Raw genomic sequence first — 23,853 nt, 5'->3', positions numbered from 1 at the left:
GAACGGCCGGCCGGGCAAGAGCCCTGCACGGCTCAGGACCCGGCGCCCTGGTTCAGCACCGTCGCCAGCTGCGCCCGCGAACGGACGTCGAGCTTCTGGTAGATGCGCGTCAGCCGTGCCTCGACGGTCTTCACACTCAGGTACAGCCGGGCCGCCGCCTCCTGGTTGCTCGCCCCCTCGCCGACGAGCCGCGCTAGGTGCAGCTCCGCCTCGGTGAGCCGGGACAGGGCCGCGTTCCCCGCCGGTGCCGCGCCCGGCGCCGGCTCTGCGTACGAGGGGTTCTCCGCGGTCAGCGCCAGCCACGGCACCGCACCCGCCCGCTCGAAGACGGCCGCCGCCGCGTGCAGTGCCTGCTGTGCCGCCGAGCGCCTGCGCCGCCTGCGCTCCACCCGCGACAGCGCGATCAGGCAGCGCCCCTGCTCCAGTACGAGCCCGTGGGCGGCGAACCGGTCGGCCGTCTCGGCCAGCAGGGCCACCGCCTCGTCGGTCTTGCCGCCCGCCGCCAGGCACAGCGCGTACGCCCGGTCGAAGCCCAGCAGCACCGTCGTACGGCCCAGGCGCTCGGCGACCGGGCCCACGTCGGCGAGGAGCGCCTCCGCCTCGTCCCGGGCGTCGTTGGCCAGCAGTGCCTCGGCCAGCTCCTCGTGCCAGCGCACCATCGACGGGTCCACGGCGCACTGGGCCTTCTCCGCCTCCTGCACGCGGCGCAGCGTCTCCAGGGCGCTCGCCACGTCCCCCGTGACCAGCTGGACGCGGCCGAGGGCGTACAGGCTGCGCGAGAGGAAGACGTGGTCGCCCTCCTCCTCCGACGCGCGCACACTGCGCCGGGCGTATCCCGCGGCCCGCGCGAAGCTGCCGCCTGCCGTCTCCGCGAGCGCCAGGTGGTACCACGCGGGCCCCGGCGACAGGCCCGCCTCCAGGGTCAGCGCGAGCGACCGATGGGCGTGCGCGAGGGCCGCCGGGCACTGCCCGCGCCGGGCCTCCACCTGGGAGAGGGTGTTCAGCAGTTCGATGGCGTCCTCGACCGGGCCGCGCCGCTCCACCAGCGGGAGCAGGGCGTTGAGCTGGTCGCGGGCCTCGGTGAGCCGGTCGTCGAAGAGCGCGTGCCGGATCGTCAGGATCTGGGCGGCGTTGCGCACGCCGAGCGGCCGGTCGGTCATCTCCAGGGCCCTGGCCTCGGCCAGCGTCCGTTCGGCGTCCGGCGAGCCGAGCGCCCTGTCCATCCGGGCCTGTACGGTCAGGGCCTTCGCCGCCGTGTGCCGGTCGTCCACCGAAGTGGCGAGCGCGGCCGACTCGACGGCGGCCGCCCGCGAACGTACCGGATCGCCGTCCGCGAGCACGTACTTGACCGCGAGCCGCAGCAGGACGCCCGCCCGGAGCCGCGGGTCGCCGTCGGAGTCCTCCATGGCGTGCACGTACAGCTCGTCGAGGTCCGTCAGCCCCTGCCCGGCCGTGTCGAGTACGGCGAGCCGGGCGCGCACCCGGTCGGCGGGTGCCGCGTCGCGGGCGAGCAGGTCGGCTGCGGCGCGCATCGCGAGATCGGCGCGGGCGGCGCGGGCGGCCTCCTCGGCGGCGTCCACCAGGCGGGCGATGCGCCGCTCCCCGAGGCGTACCGGCGTCGACTCGGCGGCCAGCAGCGCCAGTTCGGCGGCGAGCGCGCTGTTGCCGCGGCGGCGGGCGGTCTCCGCGGCGGTGGTGACCTCGCCGGCGAGGTCCTCGTCGGGCACATCCGTGGCGAGCGCCCGGTGGCGTACCGCCTCCACCGGGTCGTCCACCACGCGCGCGAGCGCCGCGTGGCCCGCGCTGCGCTCGGTCCAGCAGGTGTCGTGGACGAGGGTGGAGGGCAGCAGGCCGGCCGTGAAAGCGACCGTGCCGTCCTCGGTCACCGATATCAGGCCGGCGCGTTCGGCCGCGGCCAGCTCCGCCTCGGCGGTGGGGCGGCCGGCGCGGCGGATCAGCGCCGCCGTCGGGCGCAGCGCGAGGGCGGCGAGCAGCAGCGTGGCGCGCACGTCGGGCGTGGCGGGGGCGAGCATGCGGCGCGCGAGGTCGCGGGCCCGGCCGGACAGCGGCAGCGCCTCGGCGTGGTGCACGGGCGTCCGCGCGTCGGCCAGCGACCGGCCGACGGCGAGCGCGAGGCGCGGGTTGCCGCCGCTGGTGCGGTGGATGCGCCCGGCCATCCGGGACGGCAGCCGGTGGTGGACGAGGAGTTCGGCGATCTCGTCGGCCTGGAGCGGCGGTACGAGCAGGACGTCGGCCTCCGAGGGCACCCACAGGGTGCAGGAGGCGCCGTCGGCGTACGGGTCCGGCGTCTCGACCGCGAGGACGCGCAGCGTGGGCGGGGCCAGGTGGAAGGCGAAGCGCAGCAGGTCGGCGCTCTCCGCGTCGATGCGCTGGACGTCGTCGACGACGAGGAGGGCCGGCCCGCGCTCGGCCAGGGTGCGCAGGATGCGGGCGATGCCCAGGCGCAGCGCCACGGGGTCCCAGCCGGTCTCGGGTGCCGTGGCCTCGCGGCACAGGACGGCGACGGCGGCGCGTTGCGGCTCGGGCAGTCCGTCGAGCGCGGCGGCGGGCACGGAGGCGATGAGGGCGGCGGCCGCGGCACCGGCCATGTCGCGGTCGGCGGGCTGCGGGGCGAGCCACAGGACCGTTTCTCCACGGCCGCAGGCGGCCTGGTCGGCGGCCGCCTGGGCGACCTCGGTCTTGCCGATCCCGGCCGGGCCGGTGAGGAGCGCGCGGCCGCGGGTGCGGAGGACCTGGTCCAGGCGCGTCAGCAGCTCCGCCCGACCGACGGGCGCGACGCGCTCTCGCGGGGTGGCGCGCTCGCGTGACGTCGTGCGCTCGCGTGACGCGGCCCGGTACGGCGTCGACCCCGCCTGCACCACGCTCACCACCGCCCTCCGTCCCGCTTGGGAGCAGAGAATACGAACCCGGCCACCCCCGTCCAGGTGTCGTGTCCGGCATGTGGACGGCCGGCCGGGGAAGCGCGGCGGGGCGTGCCCGCGGCGCAGTGCCGCGAACACGCCCCTGACCAGCGGTGGAGCAGGTCATGCGGGGGGATCAGAAGGTGAGACCCCAGGAGTCGATGTAGCCGGTGTCACCCGAGGCCACGTCCTGGACGCGCAGTTTCCAGACACCGTTCGCGGCCTCGGACGAGGCGTCGACGGTGTAGGACGCGAGCACGTTGTCGGCCGAGTCGTTGCTGCTGGAGTTCTTCAGGCGGTACGCGCTGCCGTCCGAGGCCACCAGGTCGATGACCAGGTCACCGCGCCAGGTGTGCTTGATGTCCACGTCCACCTTGAGGGCGGCGGGCGCGTTGCCGGTGCGGCCGGTGACGGAGATCGAGGACGTAACGGTGGAGTTGTCCACGATGTTCACATTGGTCGTGTTGGCGAAGTTCGCTCCGGTACCGGGCGTGCCCGCGCCGGTCACGGCCTGGACGGTCTTCGCGGCGTCGGCGATGCCGGTGCCGCAGCCGCCGGAGCAGGTGCCGGGCAGCGGACGGGCGTTGGTCTTGATCGCGGTCTCGATCTCGGCCGGGGTCAGCGACGACTTGGCCGACTTGAGCAGCGCGGCGAGACCGGCGATGTGCGGGGCCGCCATCGAAGTGCCCTGGTAGGGCTTGTAGTTCTCCAGCGACTGGGTCGTGGTGCCGGAGTTCAGGGTGGAGAGGATGCCGTTCTCGGGCGTGGTGATGGTGCCCGGCGTGTCGGTGGCGCGGCGGGTCTCGCCGCCCGGGGCCGACACGTCGATGATGGTGCCGTAGTTCGAGTAGTACGAACGGTTGCCCTCGCGGCTGGTGGACGCCACGTTGATGACGTTCGCGCAGTTGGACGGCGTGAAGCCGGACGCGTTGGCGTTGCTGTTGCCCGCCGCGACGACGACGGTCGCCCCCCGCGCGACCGCCCCGTCGATGGCGTTCTTGTACACCGTCGGGCAGGTGGAGCTGGCGCCGCCGAGGCTCATGTTGATGACCTTGGCCGGGGTCGGGTTCACCGGGATGCCCGGGACGGTGCCGCCGGAGGCCCAGGTGATCGCGTCGGCGATGTCCGAGGACGAGCCGCCGCACTTGCCGAGCACGCGCACGTGCTGGACCTTCGCCCCGTACGCGATGCCCGCGACGCCCTTGGCGTTGTGAGTGGTCGCCGCGATGGTGCCCGCCACGTGGGTGCCGTGCCAGGAGGAGTTGCTCGCGCGGGAGCCGGTGCCGCACTCGCCGTCGGTCGCGTTCCAGTCGCCCTCGTCCTTGGCGTCGCTGTCGCGGCCGTTTCCGTCGCGGGCGTCGGCGGAGCTGGAGATGAAGTCGTAGCCGGCGATGGTGTTCGCGCTGAGGTCGCTGTGCGCGGCGTAGCCGGTGTCGATGACGGCGACGGTGACGCCGCTGCCGGTGGTGGTGTCCCAGGCGCCGGGCACGTTCATGCCGCCGGTGGGCTCGAAGAGGTCCCACTGCTTGGCGTACTCGGTGTCGTTGGGGGTGACCGCCATCGCGTAGGCGCGGATGTCGGGCTCGACCGAGGCGACGGCCGGGTCGGCACGGAAGGCGGCCATGACCTCGGAGAGGTCCTGCTTCGACGCCGCCTCCTGGCCGAGGTCGACGAGCGCGGCGCCGCTCGCGAGGCGGCGCTCGAAGGAGAGGTCCTCGCCGGTCTTGGCGGCCTTCTCGGCGGCGTCACCCTTGGCGGCGGTGTTGGACGTGGCCTCGGCGGTGCGGGACTTGTAGGTCACGATGACCTTCTCGACCGGCGCGCTGGGCAGCGTGACCCCGGCGGCGGGCCGGGGGGCGGGCTGGGGGGTGGCCTCTGCGGCGAGTGCCACCGACGAGGTGGCGGCCACGCCGATGATCGTGGCGCTCGCGGCCACGACGGATATGAGTCTCCGCCTGGAACCGTTCAAGGTGTTCCCTTTCAGGGCGGCTCCGGCGACTCCCGGAGCAGCTGACGGTGCAGGGCGCGCGGCGGGCGGCTGCGGGGACCGCGGTGCACCATGGGGGCAGTGCTCCGTGGTCCCCGGGCTGGGTGGGCCCGTGGCCGCCGCCGGCGCGACCGGTGGTGCTCAGGGGTTACATGCACCTGACAGACGAGGTCAGGGAATGAGAACCGCCGGTGGGGCAGACAGTAGGGAAACCCGAGGTGAACCCGATATGGGGGAAACCCTTGTCCTCCCTGAGGGGGGTAGGGGGAGCCCTCTCCGAGGCCCTCGCGCCGGAGCCTCGGTGTACCGCCCTCGTGCCGTTCGGCGGATGGGGCGTCGGCCGCTCGACCGCCCCCACTTCCGTTCCGGCCGGCGGAACCGGAGGGTGTCTCCGGTAGGGTCGGCCCATCAGCCGGCCGCGCCGCGTGGCCGGTCGCCGCTGACGAGATCGAGGAGTGGTCCGATGCCGGTGCTCGCCACCTACGCCCGCGTATACGTCGACGACCTGGACACGGCGCTGCCGACGTTCCAGGCGCTGACCGGTACCGAGCCGGAGCTGCGTTTCGCCTACCGGGGCGTCGAGTTGGCGGCCGTCGGCGCCTACCTGCTCGTCGCGGGAACGGCGGAGGAACTGGCGCCGTTCCGCGAGGTGCAGGCCACCACCGTCGTCCAGGGCCTCGACGAGATCCTGGAGCTGGTCGCGGACGAGGGCGGCCGGATACTCGACGGGCCCAACGAGGTGCCGACCGGGCGGAACCTGACCGTGCTGCACCCCGGCGGCGCGGTGATCGAGTACGTCGCCTTCGACGCCGCCAAGGTGCCGGTGAGGCCGCTGCCGTAGGGGCGCCTTGCCGATCTTGCCGATCTTGCCGGGCTCGTGGCGTCTGGCTTGGAGTTGTGCGGCCCCGACGGCAACCGGCCCCCAAGGGCCGACCGGGGTGGCTCATTCCAAGTGGCCCGCCTGTGGCGGCTCCTCGCCAGGCTACGGCTCATTCGTTCCCGGCCGGCCTGCCCGGAGCATAAGAGAGGAGGAGTGCGTCGACGCGGGTGCGTGGAGTGCGAGCACGGGCACGCTGCGGCTGCGTGCCGTTTCGCCCGGCGCACCGGACCGCGACGACGACCTCGTACGTCTGGAGGCGCTGCCGGAGCCGGCCGTTGCGGGACTGCGCCAACGCGGGCTGCTCCGGGAGAGCGGCCGTACGCCGACCCATCCGCTGTATGCGGGAGCCGCAAACCCTGGGTCCGTGCTGCTTGTTGGAGAAGGGCCTGTACAGGACGCCGTCCGTCCGCTGTTGGGCGCGGCAGGCGTGGAGGTCGAGAGAACCACGGTCCCCGGCAGCGCCGCCGCACGTGTGGCGCTGGTGCCACTGTCGTGCGGCGAGGCCGAGTTGACCCAGTGGGCCCGTTGGGCGGGCGCGACGGACAGCCCGCTGGTGACGTATCTGAGCACGCCGACCCGGCTGCTGCTCGCCCGGCTGCGACCGCCGGCCACCGCGTGCCCCGTCTGTCTGGTGCGGCGCCTGCGCGCCAACCACATCTGGCAGGCGATCGCCGACCTGCCGATCGAACTCCTCATGGGGGCGGCGGATGACGGCGCGTGGCCGACCACGGCCATCGCAGCGGCCACCCTCGCGCACGAAGCCGTCAGGGCCCTGTCCGGCTCCGGTCCCGGCGAGCCGTACGTGGTGCAGCTGGACCACGCGTCCCTGGAGCGCACCCGGCACCCTCTGCTGCACACACCCAACTGCCCTGGCTGCCCGCCCGGCGTTTCCCCGGCGCCCCGCAGCGATGCGCTGCCCCAGGCCGTGCCGAGCCAGGACGGCAGAAGCGACTGGGAGCGCATGAGCCGAGCCGTCGACCCGGTGACCGGGCTGGTGAGCGGGATGCTCGTGCGCGAGGACGACCAGCCGGGCGCCACCACGAGCGCCTACACGATCGGGTTGCCGACGACGACATGGTTCTCCCCCGTCAAGGCCCAGCCCGGCGGCGCCGCGAACAAGTGGGACAGCGACACCGCGCGGGTGTGCGCGCTCGGTGAGACGATGGAGCGGTATGCCGCCGGCGTCTACGACCCGGCGACTTTCGTACGCGCCACCCTCGCCGCACTGGGTGAGGCGGCCGTCGACCCGCGCACGCTGCCCCTCGGTTCGACCACCGAGTACGCGCGCCTGACCCGCTACGGCCCGTTCGACCCGGACGCGGAGATCGACTGGGTCCGAGGCGTTTCCCTGACGACCGGCCGCCCGCGCTACGTGCCCGCCTGCGCCGTCTACCTGCCCTACCGCTTCCCGCGCGGCCACAAGCCCTGGTACGACACCATCTCCAACGGTCTGGCCGCCGGCCGCGACGCCGCGCACGCCGCGCTGGGCGGCTTGCTCGAACTGGTGGAACGTGACGCCGCGGTGATCTTCTGGTCCAACCGGCTCGCCCTGCCCACCCTGGACCTGAGCCTCCTCCCCGACGGCCCCGCACGGGAAATGGCCTCCCGGCTGACCGCCGGCGGCGCGCGTCTGCTCTGCAAGGACTTGACCACCGACCTCGGCGTCCCCGTGGCCGGAGTGCAGGTATGCGCGGGCACTGCCGCCCGGCCGGTCGTCACCCATGCCGCGAGGGCCGCCCTGGACATGCACGACGCCATTCAGGGAGCCCTGGAAGAAGCCTGCCTGTGCCTGGCCTCGACCGAGACGGTGCTGGACCGTGACGGAGTCCCCGAACCCGACCAGGACCTGCGCACGGTCCTGGACTTCGCCCGCTACTACTGCGCCACCGAGCGCCTCAGCCATCTCAAGTTCTTCGAGGACGGCCCCTCGCTGCCACCGCCGCACCCGCGCACCGTCCCAGGCACGCCCCAGGCCGACCTGACCGAAGTGATCGACCGACTGGCCGCCGCGGGGTACGAGACCATCACGGTCGACATCACCCCCATCGACGTCCACGAATGCGGCGTCTCGGTCGTACGCACCATCGTGCCGGGGCTGTGCCCCATCACCCTGCGCCGGGACTTCCACCGCCGTGGCGGCCCCCGCGTCTTCCAGGCGCCCCTCACCATGGGGGCGCGCACCACGCCGCTGGCGGAGGACGAACTCAACCCGATGCCGCACCCCTTCCTCTGAAACCGCGTCCTTTAAGGACAGCACGCATGAGCCAGTCCCCGCACTACCGCCGCAACCCGGACGTGGTCCCCGAATGGGGAACGAGCACCGACATGGTCCTGCGGAACTGCCGCACCGGGCGGACGTTCTCCGCCCGCCCCGCGCTGCTGACGCTGCTGGGCCACCTCGACCAGCCCCGCACGCCCGAAGAGCTGCACGGCCTGTGGGACGGCTCACCCGGGGCCGAGGCCGTCGCGGCACTGCTGGAAAAGCTGGCCGCAGCCGGCATCGTCCGGCACGGCCAGGCCGCCGCCGAACACGGCCCGGGCGACGGCTGGACCCCGTACGAACGCGCTGTCCACCACCAGGCGGGCACGGGCGGACTGAGCGGATGGGACCTCGGCGCTTGCCCCTCCGCCCGATTCCGGCACGGCGAAGCCACCAGGACGATCAACCTGCCGGAAACCGACGGCCCGGGCAGCCGCCCCCTCGCCACCGTCCTGGCCGAACGCCGCAGCATCCGCAGGTACGCCCCCGAGCCCGTGCCCCTCACCGCCCTGGCCGCTCTCCTCCAACACGCCGCCCGCGTACGGGGATACATCCCGCCCCTCGCGTACCAGCAGACCCAGCGGCCCTCGCCGTCCGGCGGCGGACGCCACAGCCTGGAGATCCACGTACTGGCCCGGGACGTGCAGGGGCTGGAGCCGGGCGCGTACCACTACGACCCCTTTGCCCACGCACTCGACCACCTGGCTCCCTGGAGCGAGGAACTGGCCGCGTTGCAACACCGATTCGTCGCCGCCCCGGCCGCGATGGAACAGCCCCCGCCCGTCAGCCTCTACCTCACTTCCTTCGCGGCCCGGACGGCATGGAAGTACTCCCGCCTCGTCCTCGCCCTGATCTACCGGGACACCGGCTGCCTCATGCAAACCCTCAGTCTGACCGCCACCGACCTGGGACTCGCCGCCTGCCCGATCGGAGCCATCGACGCCTCCCTGAGCGCCCCGTTCCTCACCCCCTACAAGGACCGGCTCATCCACGTCGGAAGCCTCGCCCTCGGACTGCCCCGCGCCGACGAAGCGCCGACGCCCGTTCTCCGCCTTCAGGACCTCTACCACTGAGCCGTTCCGTGCGGCCCTGGGTGAAGCGTGGTGCGCACCCGGTCCAGGCTCCACCGGGCCGGCGTCGGTACACGCCGGCCCGGCCCGAGCAGGCGGGCTCCCGGCTCGTCGTCATGCGCCGAGGCCGTGCGGCTGAATGCTCGTGCACCACGTCTGCCGCCCGGTGCCCAAGGGCACCGTCCATGACGCTCCCGAAGGGGCGTCGGCTCAGGGCGCCGCCCCTTCCGTCAGCGCGGTCAGGTCGGCCAGCGCCTCGGAGGCGAGGACGGGGGACAGCTCGCCCAGACGCAGTGGACTGTCCAGCGGGGGCGACCAGTCCCCGGGGCGGTCGTGCAGCCAGACCGCGTCGAGCGGCTGCTCGGGGAAGACGTCGACGGCGCCGACGGCTATCCCGTCGCGCGGGTTGACGACCAGGTACCGGTCCGGGCCGACTTCCTTGGTGAGCCAGCACTCCACCCCGGCGTCCTGGGGCTCCCCGCGCCGCCAGCCGCGCCGCTCCAGGCCCAGCAGGCCGCCGGTGGGCACGGTGATGCCCTCGAAGCGGGGCAGCCGCCACCCCGCCGCCTCCTCGTCCGTGAACCGGTAGACGGGCCGCTCCAGCTGCGGGAACGGCTGAAGGGTCCCGTGCCGGTCGAACACCGCACGCCACGCTTCCAGTTCACCCTCGACATCCAGAGGGTGGGCCAGTCGTACGGAGGCGCCCTCGGGCAACGCGCGGTGCCCGCCCGCCACGTCCGTACACGCCCGCGTCCGGTCCTCGGACACCCGGAACGACCACACCGCGTCCCCGTCCTCGGCCAGCCACACCAGCCCCCGCGCCAGGTGACGGAGCAGCGGGTGGCCGACGATCAGGCCGCGGAACTCCTCCGCCGTCCAGGTCCGGCCCGCCACCATGGCCGCCTCCAGCCGCCGCACCTGGTCCGACGCGACGGTCCGCACCTCCTTCTTCAGGGCCGTGAACCGCGCGCGCTCCGCCGACGCCCGTTCCGGGTCGTCCTTCGGGCCCGGCTTCGGCAGGCCCTTCAGCCGCTTGCCGGACCCGTCCCGTACGTACGGCCGCAGCCGCTCGTCGAAGCCGACCGTGAAGCGCCGCGCGCCGTAGTCCACGACCGTGCCGCCCGTCGCGTCCAGGCCCGCGTCCGGGACCAACCGGTCGCCCAGCTGCTCGGTGGTGAGCCCGAGCCCCCGCGCCACCTCGGCGATCCTCTCCCGCGCCCGCGCCTTCAGCGCCTTGAACCGCACGCGCTCCGCGATGCGGTGCAGATGTGTCAGCGCCTCGTCGGTACCGATCGCGGCCAGCACGTCGAGCCCCTCCACCGCACGGTGGTGCGCTCCCTCGCCCGGCCAGGCCCGCAGCACCGGAGCCAGCCGCCGCACGGTCTCGTCGTCACCCAGCAACCCCAGGGCGCGCAGCGTCCAGCTGCCCTCGGCGGGCATCCCCACCGACCGCCACCGGTCGAACAGCTCCCAGCCGAAAGCGGCGAGCGAATCGCCGTCGCACAGCTCCCGCACCACCGGCACCCCGGGGTAGACCGCGCCCGGCCGGGAGATCGCCAGCATGGTCAGCGTGTGCCGCACCGACTCGGCGGGCAGCGCGCTGCCCCCGCCACGCAGCAGGATCTGCGGCAGCACGACCGGATCGGCCCACTCCGGGAGCGCGGGCAGCGTGGCGGGCAGGGCGGCCCGCAGCGGATCGGCGACCGGCGCCAGCGCCGCCCCGACCACCTCTGCGACCTCCTCGCCGTACCGCTCGGCCACCACCCCGCACACCGCCTCGACCCCGTGCGCGGCCGCGATGAGCCGCAGGGCGTACGCGGCATGGCGCCGCGCCGGTCCCGGTGCTCCCACCGCGTCCGGCACCAGCAGCGGGGCCGCGGCCAGGCCGTGCCGCGCGAACCACGCACGGGCCACCCCGCCCGCCTTCTTGAGCCGCACCGTCCACTCGGCCATCAGCCGGGCGGTGCCGGCGTCACGGAACGGCAGGAGCAGCGCCCCCAGCGTGGCCGGATGGCGCACGGCGGCCCGCTTCAGCACCGGCAGCGCGTCCGTCCCGTACCGCGCGGCGACCGGGCGCAGGGTGTTCTCGCCCTCCCAGTAGTCGTCCGGCGCCCACGCGGCGAGCAGCGGACGCAGCTGTTCCTCCGGGCCCCGGAGGAACAGCTCAGCCGACGACAGGTCCTCCAGCCCGTAGCGGCGCAGCGCCTCCATGTCGACGGGCATCTGTCCGGAACCGTCGTCGTCCGTGGCGCGGAGGTACGGCGACCGGGCGGCCGCCCACGCCTCCCGCTCACCCGCCAGCCACTCCACCACCGGCGCGGCGTCGGCACTCAGCCCGGTGACCACCCCCTGCGGATCCCCCTCCGCGCCGGTCCCCGCGTCGGTCCCAGCATGGGGCCGGGAGAGCCACGGCGGGTTCGTCAGCGGCGCGGGCAGCGCCTCGGCCGGTGCGTCGGGCACCCGGTCCGGCCCCTCCAGGAACGGCCGGACGGCCGCAGCGACCGCCTCGTCGCACGTGGGCAGAGCAGCCGTCACGAGCTCCACGTGGGCGCCGATGTGCTCGCCCAGCAGCTGTCGCGCGACCTCGGCGGCCCGGCCCGATCCCTGCGACGCCTCGGCCAGCACGCGCAGCGTCGTCACGGGCCGGCGCTCCATGGCCCGCAGCAGCGAGGGCCGTACCCGCTTGTCGTCCGCCCGGGACAGCAGCGCCCGGACCGCCGCCTCGCCCGGCAGCTCGACCAACGCGGCCGCGGCCGCCCTCACGCTCGCGGCGGAGGCGTACGGGCGGTCGAAGACCTCCGCGACCAGCGGGGCCGCGGCCGGGCCCAGACCCTCGGCCACGGTCGCGATCGTGGAGAGCGGCCAGTCGATGTCCGCCTTCCCGCCCAGCCGGACGACCTGCTCCGGCGCGTCCATCGAGCAGAAGAGCATCGACCGCAGGTACCCGTCGAGGAAGACGAGCGGACCGGGCTCGGCGCAGCATTCGGTCACCCAGTCGGTCTCGGACGGCACGAGATACGACACCGCGATCCGCCGCCGCTCGCCGTCACGTGCGCCCGCCAGGGCGGCCACCGCCGCCCGGTAGGTATCCTCGTCGGCCGCCGCGAGCAGGGCCCTGACACGGTCGGCCGGCGGCCGGCGCTGCTCGGTGAGGTAGGGGATGCGCGCGACGGGATCCAGCGCGGTGATGCCCGGATCCGACCGCGTGCCGCCCGACTGGATCCACACCGCCTCGATGTCGAACAGCTCCACCACGGCCAGGGCGGCGAACGGCAGCCCGTGCGCCGCGGCCCAGATGTCGGCCCAGGCGGCGGCCGTCGGTGGCGGCACCGCGACCATCGCGGCCACGGCGGCCGCGCCGAGCGGCGAGGGCCCGCTGCCGTCCAGCTGCGCCCGCGCCGCCGCCACCAGCCGCGCGTCGCTGCCGGGTGCGGTGAGGAACTCCTCGATCCAGTCCTTGTCCTGCGCGAGGCGCGTCTCGAGCAGCGCTGCCGTCTCCTTGTCCGGCCTGCTCGGGGCTCTCCTCACGCCGCCACGCCTCGGATGCAGCGTGCGCCGCCATGCCGTTGGCAGGACGAAGGACTGCTCCGACTCCCCGGCCGCCGGGTCCCGCGACTCGTCACGCAGCACAGGCCCTCCCGTTTTCCTCCGCGTCGATCACTGGAAGCGACCGTAGCGGGCACCACTGACAACGCCCCCGACCAGGCGTTTCAGAGCCGGGACTCGATCCCCGGCCCGGTCCACGACGGCGCGATGCCGGTGAGCTGGCAGACCATCAGGTACAGCGGGATCGGCGGTGTGTACGGCGAGGTGCTGTCCGGCCGGTGGATCAGCCGGGGCCGGCGGTCCGGGACGCAGGCGTCGACGGCGTAACAGGCGGGCAGCGGCCATCGCAGCTCCGCGTCCGAGCCGGCCGGGACGATCCACCACCACCAGTCGGTGTCCGCGAACACGCAGCCGGTGCCCGGCAGCCGCGACAGCAGCCGGAACCCGTGCCGCGCCGGAACGCCCACCGCGTCGCAGCCCAGCGTGGCCGGCAGCGACGGCGGCAGGGTCAGCCGCACCTGGTCACGTGACGCGTCCGGGCGGTTGTGACGGCCACGCGCGGCGAGCAGCGTGGCCATCGACCTCAGCATGGCCCCGCCGTACCGAAATCCCCCGCGGGGGCGGGGCCATCGGGGCCGTCGACGTCATCGAGGGCCAGTTCCGCCCACACCACGCGCCCGGCGCCGTGCCGGGCGTCGTGCGCGCCCCACGCGCCGCACACCGCCTCCACGAGAAGCAGCCCCCGCCCCCGCTCCTCGGCGTCGACGTGCCGCAGCCGCGGCTCGGCCGCCGGACAGCCCTCGTCCTGGACCGCTATGCACAACCGCCCGCCCTGGTCGCGCAGTTCGCACACGACCCGGCCGCTCCCCGTGTGCACCACGGCGTTGGTGAAGAGCTCCGAGACGACGAGCGCGACCGTGTCGCGCACCTCGCGCCCGAGCTGCCACCGCACGAGCCGGTCGTCGGCCAGGCGCCTCGCCCGGGCCACCGACTCGGCGCGCGCGGGCAGTTCGAAGCAGAAGCGGCGGACGTCGGGTGCGGAAGCCGAGCCCGGATCGGAAGGGGAAGGGGAATCGGAGGGGGAAGAGGTAGGGGAATCGGAGGGGAAATCGGGAGCGGTTCGCGGTCCGGCGAGCCACGGTCGCGGAGCGGCCATGACATGAGGCGTCAGCGCATTACCAGGGACCACGACCGCTTCCTAACGTGGGGCGGCAGCGCGCACGTTGCCTCTCCCGGAGCGGAGTGCGGCCTGCCGCGTGAACTGGTTCATCGGAATACTTTCCTCTCGACCCAGACACTTGGCAAGCGGCACTCTGAAAATTGCAGAGTGAGCTGTTCTGTCTGGCCGTCACATGGCACACTCGTCGAAACAGTGCGTGGGGAGGTCTGAAGTGAGCGAGCCGCGGTCCGCCCCCACCGTGGGACAGGTCGTTCTCGGCAAGCGCCTGCAGGAACTGCGGGAGCGCGCGGGGCTGAAGCGCGAGGAAGCCGCCAAGGTGCTCCGCGTGGCCCCGGCGACGATCCGCCGCATGGAGACGGCGGAGGTCTCCCTGAAGATCCCGTACGTCCAGCTCCTGCTGCGCGAGTACGGAGTCCCCCAGGACGAGGCCGACGGCTTCGTCCGGCTGGCCGAGGAGGCCAACAAGCCGGGGTGGTGGCAGCGCTTCCACGACGTCCTGCCCAGCTGGTTCAGCATGTACGTCAGCCTGGAGGGCGCCGCCAGCCTCATCCGGGCCTACGAACCGCAGTTCGTCCCCGGCCTCCTCCAGACCGAGGACTACGCCCGCGCCATCCTGCGCGGCGGAGCCGTCGGGCAGGTCAGGCCGGACGACATCGAACGCCATGTGGCCCTGCGCATGGCGCGGCAGTCCCTGCTCACCCGGCAGGACGCGCCGAAGTTCTGGGTGATCATGGACGAGACGGTGCTGCGCCGGCCCGTCGGCGGCAGCCCCGCCCTCATGCGCGCGCAGATCGACCGCCTCCTGGAGGCCACCGCGCTTCCCAACGTCACCCTCCAGATCGCCGAATTCGCCACCGGGCACCACCCGGGCACGTACGGACCGTTCGTCCTCTTCCGATTCGCCATGCCGGAACTGCCCGACATGGTCTACAGCGAGTACTTGACCGGCGCGGTCTACCTCGACGCGCGCACCGAGGTGGCCTCGCACCTGGAGGTCATGGACCGCATGGCGGCGCAGGCCGCCACCGCACAACGTACGAAGGAGATCCTCCGGGGTTTCCGCAAGGAGCTGTGAATGGACCGCGACCGCATATACAACGGCATGCCCGCCGGCGAGCTCGGGGCCGAGGGATGGCACAAGCCGTGGAGCGGCGGCAACGGCGGCAACTGCGTCGAGGCCATGAAACTGGCCGACGGCAGGGTCGCCGTACGCCAGTCCGCCGATCCGGACGGCCCCGCACTCATCTACACCCACGGCGAGATCGCCGCGTTCATCCAGGGGGCCAAGGCCGGACAGGCCGACTTCCTGCTCACTTGACCAGCGCCCGCAGACCGCCGCAGACCGCCGAAGAACCGCCAACCCAGCCGACCACTGGAGTGCCAGATGACCGCGCAAGAACCCGCCGCCGTACCGGCTGCCGTCGTACCGCCTGCCACCGTGCACATCGACACGAGCAAGCCCCACCCGGCCCGCATGTACGACTGGTTCCTGGGCGGTAAGGACAACTACCCCGTCGACGAGGAGATGGCCAAGCAGCTGCTCACCGTCGACGCGCGCGGCAGGGACATGGCCCGGGTCAACCGCGCCTACATGCACCGCGCCATCCGGTGGCTCGCCGCCCAGGGCGTACGCCAGTACCTGGACATCGGCACCGGCATCCCGACCGAGCCCAACCTCCACCAGATCGCCCAGGAGACGGCCCCCGAGTCGCGGATCGTCTACTGCGACAACGACCCCATCGTCCTCGCGCACGCCGAGGCGCTGCTGCGCTCCACCCCCGAGGGCGCCACCGAGTACATCCAGGCGGACGCGCGCGAGCCCGAGGTGATCCTGGAACGGGCGGGCAAGGTCCTCGACTTCGGCCGCCCCATCGCGCTGTCCATGCTGGCCCTGCTCCACTTCGTGGACGACGAGGACGGCGCGTACGAACTGGTCCACCGGCTCGTCGAGCAGCTCCCGTCCGGCAGCTACCTGGTCCTCTCCCACGTCACCGGCGAGTTCGACCCGGAGGGCGCCGCCAAGGCCCGCGCCCTGTACACGGCGCGCGGCCTCACCCTGCGTCCGCGCACGCGCGAGGAGTTCACGCGGTTCTTCGACGGCCTGGAGCTCGTCGAGCCCGGGGTGTCGCTGACGGCGGACTGGCACCCGGAGCTCGGCGAGGTGGTCCCGGTCGCCGGCGACGAGCCGATCCCGGGCTACGCGGGCGTCGCCCGCAAGCCGTAGTCCGCGTCGGTCTCACGGGGCCGCCGGGGGCACCAGCGTGACGAGGAACCTCTCCGCCGCGCCGGTGTTCCCGGCCGCGTCGACCGTCCGGTACTCCACGGTGTGCGTGCCGTACTCCGGCGTGGCGTCGTCCCACGGGACCACACGCGCGCGGCCCAGCTTCCCGTACACCAGGCCGTCGATCTCCGTCCCGCCCGGCGTGAAACGGAAGGGCGCGTCCGCGTCCGTAGGCCAGCCGTAGTAGGTGTACCAGCCGTCACCGTCCACACGGAACTGGCGGACGACGTAACCCTCCTGGTCGTCACGCGCGGTGAGCCGCATCGTGAACGGCCCGTCGTAGACGTACTCGACGGGCCGCCCCGGCCGGCGCACCGTGCGCAGCGGCTCCGAGAGCCCGTACGCCGCCGTCGCCGCCGTGGCGTCCACCGTCCAGCGCAGTTCGCCCTGCGGACCCGAGTCCTCCGGGCCCGAGGTGCCCGCGATCCGGGCCGTCAGCGTGTGCGTACCGGGCGACAGCCGCAGCGCCGACAGGTCCAGGTCCCGGTCGTTGCCCGGGTTCGCCACGGGCCGCCCGTCCAGCGACCACCGCACCGCGAGCGTCCGGTCGTCGGGATGGGTGGTGTCGGCGTACACCACCGACCAGGCGCCCACGGGCGCGTCGGTCGCCGTGTGCCCGGTGAACCGCGGCACCACCACACCCGGCTCCGTGACCACCGACGTGTCCACCGTCCACGTGACCGTACGGGTCAGGGCGGACGAGGCCCGCACCGCCGGGTCCCGTACGAACGGCGTCGGGTCCGTCACCGTCGCCGTCAGCGTGTGGGTCCCACGGGCCAGGTCCAGCCGTCGCAGATCGACCGTACGGACACCCCTCAGCGCCCGCAGCGGGCGTCCGTCCAGCCGCCAGGCCACGTCGAGCTCGCCACCGTTCGGATGCAGCGTCTCGACCCAGACCGTCCGGTCCGCGCCGAGCGGCGCCGTGTTCGGGGTGTGCCCCTGCACCAGGGTCACCTTCGACGCGATGGCCTGGACCATCACCTCGCGGCCGACCTGGTCGAAGGCGTACCCCAGGGTCTTCATCATCGAGTGCGCGCTGGGGCGTCCCACCCCCGTGGTGCTGTACAGCCCGCCCTCGTGGCGGCCGATGACACCACCCGACTCGCTCTCCTCGCCCAGCCAGCGCCACCACTTGGCCCGCCGGTCCCGCATCGCCGCCTCGGACAGCACCGTGTGGTGTGCGGACGCCGGCTCGCCGCCCTCGTACGCGCCACCGGGGACGCCCCGCGCGTAGTAGTCGTACTCGTCCTGGAGCCTGCCCAGTGAGTGGCCGATCTCGTGCGGGGTGATCAGGGAGGACAGGGCGTTGCCGCCGGACGCGGTGGCGTACGTGCCGCCCGCGCCGCCGTAGGTGTCGCTGTGGGCGAGGGCGACGATCTGCCGGTTGGCGCCCGTCGTACCGGGGACGAGGTCGGCGAGCGCGTTCGCCGCGCCGCCGTCCACGGTGAGCAGCCGCTGCACGCTGTCCGCGTCGCAGCCGCCCCAGAAGCCCATCCCCAACGGCGTGTCGCGGCGCGGGGCGTCCAGCCCCGGATCGCAGTCCACGCCCGACTCGCGCGAGGGGACCTCCACGGCCCACACGTTGACGTACGAGCGGTACGACGCGAACGGCTCGATGCTCCACAGCACGTTGAGGTGCTGCTCGACGTCCGCCCGGAACTCGGGCAGCTGCTCGGCGGTGTAGCCGTCGCCGAGCAGGATCAGGTTGAACCGCCGGTCGGCCGGACCCGTCGTCTGTACGGGCACGACGGTGGCGGCTTCGGTGACCGGTGGGCGCTGCCCGGCGGTGGCCGGACCGGCGCCCACCAGCGCGGTGGCGAGGAGGACGGCCGCACCGGTCAGCGCGGCGGCCCGTCCGAGGCGTGGGGAGACCATGGGGCCGGAGCGTACGGTGCGCCCCACGCCCGGTAAAGGGAGCGCTGTCGCGCCACACAGGCCCTAGGATTTGGCCAGGTACGCCAGGCCCGTGTGCTCCGCCACGTAAGCGTCCAGCAGCCGCCGCGCCACCGCCACCGAGTCGACCAGCGGGTGCAGCGCGAACGCCTTCACCGCCGCCTCCCGCGAGCCGCTCTCCGCCGCCGCCAGCACCTCGCGCTCCACCGCCTTCACCGCCGTCACCAGACCGACGGCGTGGTACGGGAGCGGCGCCACCGCCACCGGATGGGCGCCGTTGGCGTCGACGAGGCAGGGCACCTCCACCACGGCGTCGGCGTCCAGCACCGACAGCGTCGTACGGTTGCGGACGTTCAGGATGAGGGTGGCGCGCTCGTCGCGCGCGATGGCCCGCATCAGCGCCAGCGCCACCTGCTCGTAGCCGCCCGGCTCCAGATCCTCCGCGGCCCGCTCCCCGGCGCCCGCGGCGGCCCGGTTGGCCGCCATGTACGTCGCCTCCCGCTCGGCGAGGGTGCTGTGCCAGGTGACGAGGGACGGGGAGCCGTAGAAGGCCGCCTGCTGGTCGCGCAGGTAGGCGCCCCTGGTCCGTTCGGCGCCCCGGTAGGCCGAGGCCGCCTCCCGGTTGAAGTAGTAGTAGTGCAGGTACTCGTTCGGGATCGCGCCCAGCGAGCGCAGCCACGCGGCGCCGAAGAGCCGGCCCTCCTCGAAGGAGCCCAGCGCCTCCGGGTCCGCCAGCAGCCGCGGCAGCTCGTCCCGCCCGCCCACCCGGACGCCGCGCAGCCAGCCCAGGTGGTTGAGGCCCACGTAGTCGAACCACGCCTCCGCCGGGTCGGCGCCCAGCAGCCGCGCCACGCGCCGCCCCAGACCCACGGGGGAGTCGCAGATGCCGATCACCCGGTCGCCGAGCACCCGCGCCATGGCCTCCGTCACGAGCCCCGCCGGATTGGTGAAGTTGATGACCCACGCGTCCGGGGCGACCGCCGCGACACGCCGCGCGATCGCCGTCGCGACCGGCACCGTGCGCAGCCCGTACGCGATGCCGCCCGCGCCGACCGTCTCCTGGCCCAGCACGCCCTCGGCGAGCGCCACCCGCTCGTCGGCCGCCCGGCCCGCGAGACCCCCCACGCGGATCGCCGAGAACACGAAGTGGGCGCCGCGCAGGGCCTCGTCGAGATCCGTGGTGGTGCTCACCGCGGGCGCGTCCGGGACGCCCGCCGCCTGCTCGGCCATCACCCCGCCGATCGCCGCGAGCCGGCCCGCGTCCACGTCGTACAGCGTGACGCGCGTGACCCGGCCCGGCCCGCGGTCGCCGAGGAGCGCCCGGTACACCAACGGGACGCGGAAACCGCCACCGCCCAGAATCGCTAGCTTCATGGTGGCAACGCTACAAGCACGCCGTCCACGTCACCCCAGGTCGAGGGCGTTGCGCAGGCCCAGCCGGTAGCGGGTGCGGTCGTGGCGCTTGAGGAGCTCGATCTCCGGGGCGCGGAACAGCGGCTTGACCGTGCAGCGGGGCGCCGTCGAGCCCGTGCGGTCCAGCAGGGAGTTGACCGCCTGGCGGGCCGCGGCGTTGGCGCCCTCCATCGTCGCGAGGTCGATGTCGACGGAGACGTAGTCGCCCGCCAGGTAGAAGTTGGGGATCGCCGTGGCGGCCGACGGCCGGTGGTGGAAGGTGCCGACCGGGTGGATGAGGAGCTCGTCCTCGTTGGTCGGGTTCGGGGTGCCGAGGCCGTCCACGCCCGGGTCCAGGTACCAGGAGTGCAGCGCGCTGTCCTTGAGCGCCGTACGACCCGTGTCGTTGAGCGCCGCCTTCAGCTGGGCCCACACCTCGCGGGCCACCTGCTCGCGCGTGCACTGCTTGGCCGTCTTCCCGTACAGGATCCCCGGCTTGTCCCACTCGGAGATGTCGACGGACAGGCAGTCCACGGCCACGCCGTCGCCGTAGTCGGCGGGGAAGTCCTGGTGCGGCCAGTGCTCGGCCTGTGCGATGGCGGTGAGCGACCAGGGCGAGTCGATGCAGTTGAGGTGGCCGTGGACGAGCGGCGGGCGCTCGGTCAGATAGAACTGGATGCCCGTCATCCAGTCCGTCTGGAGCTTGTCGCACCGCGCCAGCTGCGGATCCGCCGCGCGCAGTGCCGGACCCCAGGTGCGGCGGGCGTGCTCGACCGGCAGCGCGCAGACGTAGTGGTCCGCGGTGACGTTTCCGCGCACCCCGTCCGGGTCCTCGACCAGCGCGCCGCCGACCCGCCCGTCCCCGTACAGCACCTCGCGCAGCGTCCAGCCGATCCTGAACTCCACGCCGAGGGAGCGGAGGTGGGCCTCCCACGGGTCGATCCACGCCTCATTGGTGGGGGCGTTGAGGATGCGGTCCGGGGGGCCGTCCGCGCCGCGGCCGAGCGCGTTGAAGACGAACGCCTCGCCGAGGGTGCCGACGGTGCGGGTGCTGGCCTCCTCGGCCTTCGTCGCGACGATGTTGCGGGTGACGCCGATGGCGAGGATCCGCTGGTACGTCTCCGACATCCGCGCGGCCCGGGTGAAGTCCCACCACGGCGTGCGCTCCCACACCTCGTCGCGCCGCTCGTCGCAGCTGGTGAGGAAGACGAGCGCGCGGTTGACGAAGTACGCGGTCTCGTGCGGCGGCAGCCCTGCGGCCGTCTCGACGAGGGCGGTCAGCGCCCGGCGGACGTCGTCGAGCGTGAGGGCGGCCGGCTTGTGCCCGGGCCAGGGGATGGACATCCGCAGGTCCTCGCGGCCGGTGCGGGCGAACATCATCTCGGGCGGTGCGACGAGGTTGTCGAAGACACCGCGCGCGTTGCCGGGGTAGGGGATGCGCCGCATCGTGTCCGGCAGGTTGTGGTAGATCCCCGGGATGAACCGGAACCCGTGCTCGGCGGGGAGCGGTCTGCGCCCGCCCTTCGCGCTGCCCGGTACGTCGAAGCTGCGCGCCTTGCCGCCGAGCGCGCGCCGTTCGTAGACGGTCACCCGGAAGCCGCGTTCCGCGAGCTCGTGTGCGGCGGTGAGCCCGGCGACGCCGCCGCCGAACACCGCGACGGACCGGCCGGCCGCGCGCTCCGTCGAGTCCTCCGCCGAGCCCTGCGCGACGGCCGCCGCTGCGGGGCCGGCCGGGAGGAGCCCCGCCCCCACGGCACCGGCCGCCGCTGCGGCCCCCGCCACGAAACCACGCCGTGTCGTACCCGTACGCTCCATGCCCACCCCTTACCCGCGGTAACGGTCACGTTGGTCGCAGGAGCATAGGGCCGCCCCGCTCGGCTCGGAACCGATCAGGAGTGCACTGGGAGCACATTGGCCGGTTTCCGCCAGGCGGGGCGGGGCGAGGACGTCCGGGGCCGCCCGGGGGCCGCCCGGCGGTTGCCCGGGGGTCAGCTGGTGTAGAAGCGCTTCACCGCCTTCAGGAACTCCTTGCCGTCGACCCGTCCGCTGTCGTCGGCGTCGAGCCGCGCGAAGTACTCCCCGGCCTCCTCGGCGGTCATGCCGAGGAAGTCCGCCGCCCGTACGAACTCGTCGCGGTCGATCGAGCCGTCCCCGTCCGCGTCCAGGACGTCGAACAGTGTCCCGGAGACGTCACCCTCGCCTTGGTGTTGCGGGGCGCGGAAGGAGGGCGAGATGCGGGCGGCCGTGTACTCATCGACCGTCAGGGTGCCGTCCTCGTCCTTGTCGGCGATCGAGAGCAGGAAGCCCCACTGCCGCTCGTTGGCGTCCATGAGAGCGCGGCCCTTGCCCGCGTCCTCCGGGATGCCGAGCTCCTCCAGGAGCCTGCGCGGGGCCCGCAGGAAGTCGTCGCGGCCGACGGAGCCGTCCCCGTCCGCGTCCATGCTCCGGAACTCCCGGAGGGCCGAGAGGTGTGCCTTGCTGCTGGTGTCGGTCATGTTCCGAGAGCGTGCCACCCGCACGGCCGCCGGTGGGCGATCCGTCGATCATGTTCGCTCCGATGGGTGATGCGGCGCCAGCCAGGAGGCGACCGCCTCGGCGATCGGCTGGCCCGTCTCCGCCTCCACGAAGCCGAACTGCCCGCCCTGGTTGCACTCCAGGAACCACCACAGCCCCTCCTCGTCCTCGGCGAAGTCGAAGGCCGCGTACGCCAGTCCGGCCATGTCCGTGTAGTCGCGCACGCCCCGGACGATCCGGTCCGGCACCTCGGCAGGCTGCCAGGGGTGCCCGGTGTCGCCGTAGCGCCCGTCGACCTGGCCGGGCGCGGACGACTTCCGGGCGGTGAAGAGCCGTCCGCCCACATAGGTGACCCGCAGGTCGGCCCGCTTGGGCACGTACTGCTGGAGCAGGGTGGGGCCGGCCGCGACACCGGTGAAGTCCGTACCGGGCCCGAGCAGCGTGGTCGGCAGCTCGACCGGCGGCCCGCCGCGCGGCGGCCCCGAGAGGGACTTGACCACGACCGGCCCGTACGTCGCCGCGAACTCCTCGGCCACCCGGGGGAAGGTCGTGATGACGGTGGGCGGCACGGCGAAACCGCTGTGGTGCGCGAGCCGCAGTTGCCACGGCTTGTGCCGGGCCTGCGCCGCCTGCCGGGGGTGGTTCATCCAGCGCGCCGTGGTGGAGTACAGCATTCCGTACAACGCCTGCGCGGTCTCGGCGCCGAGCCAGTCCGAGCGCTCGGGCGCGTGCGCCGCCGGCTCGCCGGGCCTGCGCATCCATATGGAGCGCAGGGCCCGGGAGCTGACCATGCGGCCCTGCGCCGACAGATAGCCGTGGAAGTCGCCGCGTACGTACTCGGCCGACAGGTCCACCTCACCCGGGAGGTCGGCGGGATCCAGGCGGACCAGGGGGACGCCCCGGGCCTGCAGCTTGTCCACCACCATGTCGGCCGTGACGTCCTGAGGGCTGGTCAGGATCAGTACGGTCATGAGCGGGCCGCCGGCCGCTCAGTCGTCGAAGTGGGTCTGGGAACCGGCCTTGGACGTGGTGGTGCCGGCGGCCAGCAGGATCGCGGGCTCGGCGATGGCGGGGCGGCCGTCCGGCAGCACGTTCAGCTGGCGCGCGGCGTCGTAGGTGTACAGCTCCGTGACGTCGACGTCGTCCGCGCTCTCCTGCGGACGGGCATAGGTGTAAGCGAAAGGGTGCATGGCTCTCCCTCGTCTCATCATCTCGTTCATCGTGGTGCCGGCTCTCGATCCGTATGACAGTACGCAGCCAACCTGTAGGGTTCTCGTGACTGTGTGCCACGGCGGCGTGTGGGCGGTCCCCGTACGTTTTCCCCGTCGGCTCATGAACTCTCCTTACGCGTCGCCCGGTTCCCGGCGGCGCGCGACCCGGCGGCGCCCGCTCCGGCGCGTCGGGGCAGAATGGGGCGTATGGCCCGACGCACCCCCCGACGTACCACCCCACCGCGCCCCGCACCGGCGGTCTCCGCCGTACGGGCCGACGCGCCCTGCCCCTGCGGGCGCGGGGACGCGTACGGGGCCTGCTGCGGACGGTTCCACGCGGGGGAGGCCCACGCCCCGACCGCGGAGTCGCTGATGCGCTCCCGCTACAGCGCCTTCGTCGTCCACGACGAGCCGTACCTGCTGCGCACCTGGGCCGCGCGTACGAGGCCGCCGCGCGTGGAGTTCGACCCCGACATGCGCTGGACGGGGCTGGAGGTCACCGAGGCCACGGACGGCACCCTGTTCCACACGACCGGCACCGTCACCTTCGTCGCCCGCTACACCCACGGGGGCGAGCCCGGCGCGCTCCACGAGCGGAGCCGGTTCGAGAAGGAGGACGGGGCCTGGGTCTACGTGGACGGGACGTTCATCGACTGATCAGCCCTGACCGGGCACTGGGCCGGACACCGGTCAGGCACCGGTCAGGCACCGGTCAGGC

Annotated in this window: 18 protein-coding genes; 7 read left to right on the top strand and 11 right to left on the bottom strand. The window is 73.6% G+C overall.

Translation table 11 applies throughout. The features are described from left to right. Nucleotides 1–32: 32 nt before the first annotated feature. Together AB0A69_RS05265 and AB0A69_RS05260 are read right to left on the bottom strand one after the other, a co-directional pair. Nucleotides 33–2,888 (bottom strand): AAA family ATPase, encoded by a 2,856-nt coding sequence (locus AB0A69_RS05265; protein WP_361415544.1) that lies wholly within the window; start codon nt 2,886–2,888, stop codon nt 33–35. A 169-nt stretch (nt 2,889–3,057) separates the two neighbouring features. Then, a complete protein-coding gene (locus AB0A69_RS05260; protein ID WP_361415542.1) occupies nt 3,058–4,857 on the bottom strand; it encodes a S8 family serine peptidase in 1,800 nt (599 codons plus the stop codon). 514 nt (nt 4,858–5,371) lie between these two features. Here AB0A69_RS05260 and AB0A69_RS05255 point away from each other — a divergent pair. From AB0A69_RS05255 to AB0A69_RS05245, 3 genes are all read left to right on the top strand, one after another. Then, nucleotides 5,372–5,749 (top strand): hypothetical protein, encoded by a 378-nt coding sequence (locus AB0A69_RS05255; protein ID WP_361415540.1) that lies wholly within the window; start codon nt 5,372–5,374, stop codon nt 5,747–5,749. Between the two features lie 466 nt (nt 5,750–6,215). Further along, nucleotides 6,216–8,021 (top strand): TOMM precursor leader peptide-binding protein, encoded by a 1,806-nt coding sequence (locus tag AB0A69_RS05250; protein WP_361415538.1) that lies wholly within the window; start codon nt 6,216–6,218, stop codon nt 8,019–8,021. Between the two features lie 26 nt (nt 8,022–8,047). After that, entirely contained in the window at nt 8,048–9,121 is a 1,074-nt protein-coding gene (locus AB0A69_RS05245) for a SagB family peptide dehydrogenase (protein ID WP_361415536.1), read from the top strand. Nucleotides 9,122–9,328: 207 nt separating this feature from the next. Here the strand turns inward: AB0A69_RS05245 and AB0A69_RS05240 are convergent, their stop codons facing one another. The 3 genes from AB0A69_RS05240 to AB0A69_RS05230 form a co-directional block, all read right to left on the bottom strand. After that, on the bottom strand, nt 9,329–12,646 hold the full coding sequence (locus AB0A69_RS05240; protein ID WP_361415534.1) for a DUF4132 domain-containing protein: 3,318 nt from the start codon (nt 12,644–12,646) through the stop codon (nt 9,329–9,331). Between the two features lie 182 nt (nt 12,647–12,828). Next, the gene (locus AB0A69_RS05235) at nt 12,829–13,242 is read right to left on the bottom strand and encodes a hypothetical protein (RefSeq protein ID WP_361415532.1); all 414 of its coding nucleotides are present in this window, start codon (nt 13,240–13,242) and stop codon (nt 12,829–12,831) included. 5 nt (nt 13,243–13,247) lie between these two features. Next, entirely contained in the window at nt 13,248–13,673 is a 426-nt protein-coding gene (locus AB0A69_RS05230) for an ATP-binding protein (RefSeq protein WP_361416794.1), read from the bottom strand. A gap of 382 nt (nt 13,674–14,055) precedes the next feature. On the opposite strand from AB0A69_RS05230, the gene AB0A69_RS05225 reads away from it, so the two are divergent. The 3 genes from AB0A69_RS05225 to AB0A69_RS05215 all read left to right on the top strand — a co-directional run bounded on the left by AB0A69_RS05225 (nt 14,056) and on the right by AB0A69_RS05215 (nt 16,068). After that, nucleotides 14,056–14,919 (top strand): helix-turn-helix transcriptional regulator, encoded by an 864-nt coding sequence (locus AB0A69_RS05225; RefSeq protein ID WP_361415530.1) that lies wholly within the window; start codon nt 14,056–14,058, stop codon nt 14,917–14,919. Further along, entirely contained in the window at nt 14,920–15,162 is a 243-nt protein-coding gene (locus AB0A69_RS05220; RefSeq protein ID WP_361415528.1) for a DUF397 domain-containing protein, read from the top strand. It begins immediately after the preceding gene. A 66-nt stretch (nt 15,163–15,228) separates the two neighbouring features. Continuing rightward, nucleotides 15,229–16,068: an SAM-dependent methyltransferase gene (locus AB0A69_RS05215; RefSeq protein WP_361415526.1), complete on the top strand. Its 840-nt coding sequence runs from the start codon at nt 15,229–15,231 to the stop codon at nt 16,066–16,068. A 12-nt stretch (nt 16,069–16,080) separates the two neighbouring features. On the opposite strand, the gene AB0A69_RS05210 is transcribed toward AB0A69_RS05215, so the two are convergent. The 6 genes from AB0A69_RS05210 to tgmA all read right to left on the bottom strand — a co-directional run bounded on the left by AB0A69_RS05210 (nt 16,081) and on the right by tgmA (nt 23,114). Then, entirely contained in the window at nt 16,081–18,000 is a 1,920-nt protein-coding gene (locus AB0A69_RS05210; RefSeq protein WP_361415524.1) for a M64 family metallopeptidase, read from the bottom strand. A 63-nt stretch (nt 18,001–18,063) separates the two neighbouring features. Further along, nucleotides 18,064–19,392 (bottom strand): 6-phospho-beta-glucosidase, encoded by a 1,329-nt coding sequence (locus tag AB0A69_RS05205; RefSeq protein ID WP_361415522.1) that lies wholly within the window; start codon nt 19,390–19,392, stop codon nt 18,064–18,066. Between the two features lie 30 nt (nt 19,393–19,422). Beyond that, complete coding sequence (locus AB0A69_RS05200) at nt 19,423–21,225, bottom strand: FAD-dependent oxidoreductase (RefSeq protein WP_361415520.1); 1,803 nt, start codon at nt 21,223–21,225, stop codon at nt 19,423–19,425. A gap of 173 nt (nt 21,226–21,398) precedes the next feature. Continuing rightward, nucleotides 21,399–21,905, bottom strand: coding sequence for an EF-hand domain-containing protein (locus AB0A69_RS05195; RefSeq protein ID WP_361415518.1), 507 nt, complete (start codon nt 21,903–21,905; stop codon nt 21,399–21,401). A 48-nt stretch (nt 21,906–21,953) separates the two neighbouring features. Beyond that, a complete protein-coding gene (gene tgmB, locus AB0A69_RS05190) occupies nt 21,954–22,895 on the bottom strand; it encodes an ATP-grasp ribosomal peptide maturase (RefSeq protein WP_361415516.1) in 942 nt (313 codons plus the stop codon). An 18-nt stretch (nt 22,896–22,913) separates the two neighbouring features. Further along, nucleotides 22,914–23,114 carry a putative ATP-grasp-modified RiPP gene (gene tgmA / locus AB0A69_RS05185; protein WP_361415514.1) on the bottom strand — a complete coding sequence of 67 codons (201 nt, stop codon included), beginning with the start codon at nt 23,112–23,114 and terminating at the stop codon, nt 22,914–22,916. Nucleotides 23,115–23,342: 228 nt separating this feature from the next. Between tgmA and AB0A69_RS05180 the strand changes: the two genes are divergently transcribed. Further along, complete coding sequence (locus AB0A69_RS05180) at nt 23,343–23,792, top strand: YchJ family protein (protein ID WP_361415512.1); 450 nt, start codon at nt 23,343–23,345, stop codon at nt 23,790–23,792. Nucleotides 23,793–23,853: the final 61 nt, after the last annotated feature.

This window comes from Streptomyces sp. NPDC045431 (assembly GCF_040646655.1).
Lineage (GTDB): Bacteria > Actinomycetota > Actinomycetes > Streptomycetales > Streptomycetaceae > Streptomyces.
This window is presented reverse-complemented; position numbering and strand designations above follow the sequence as displayed.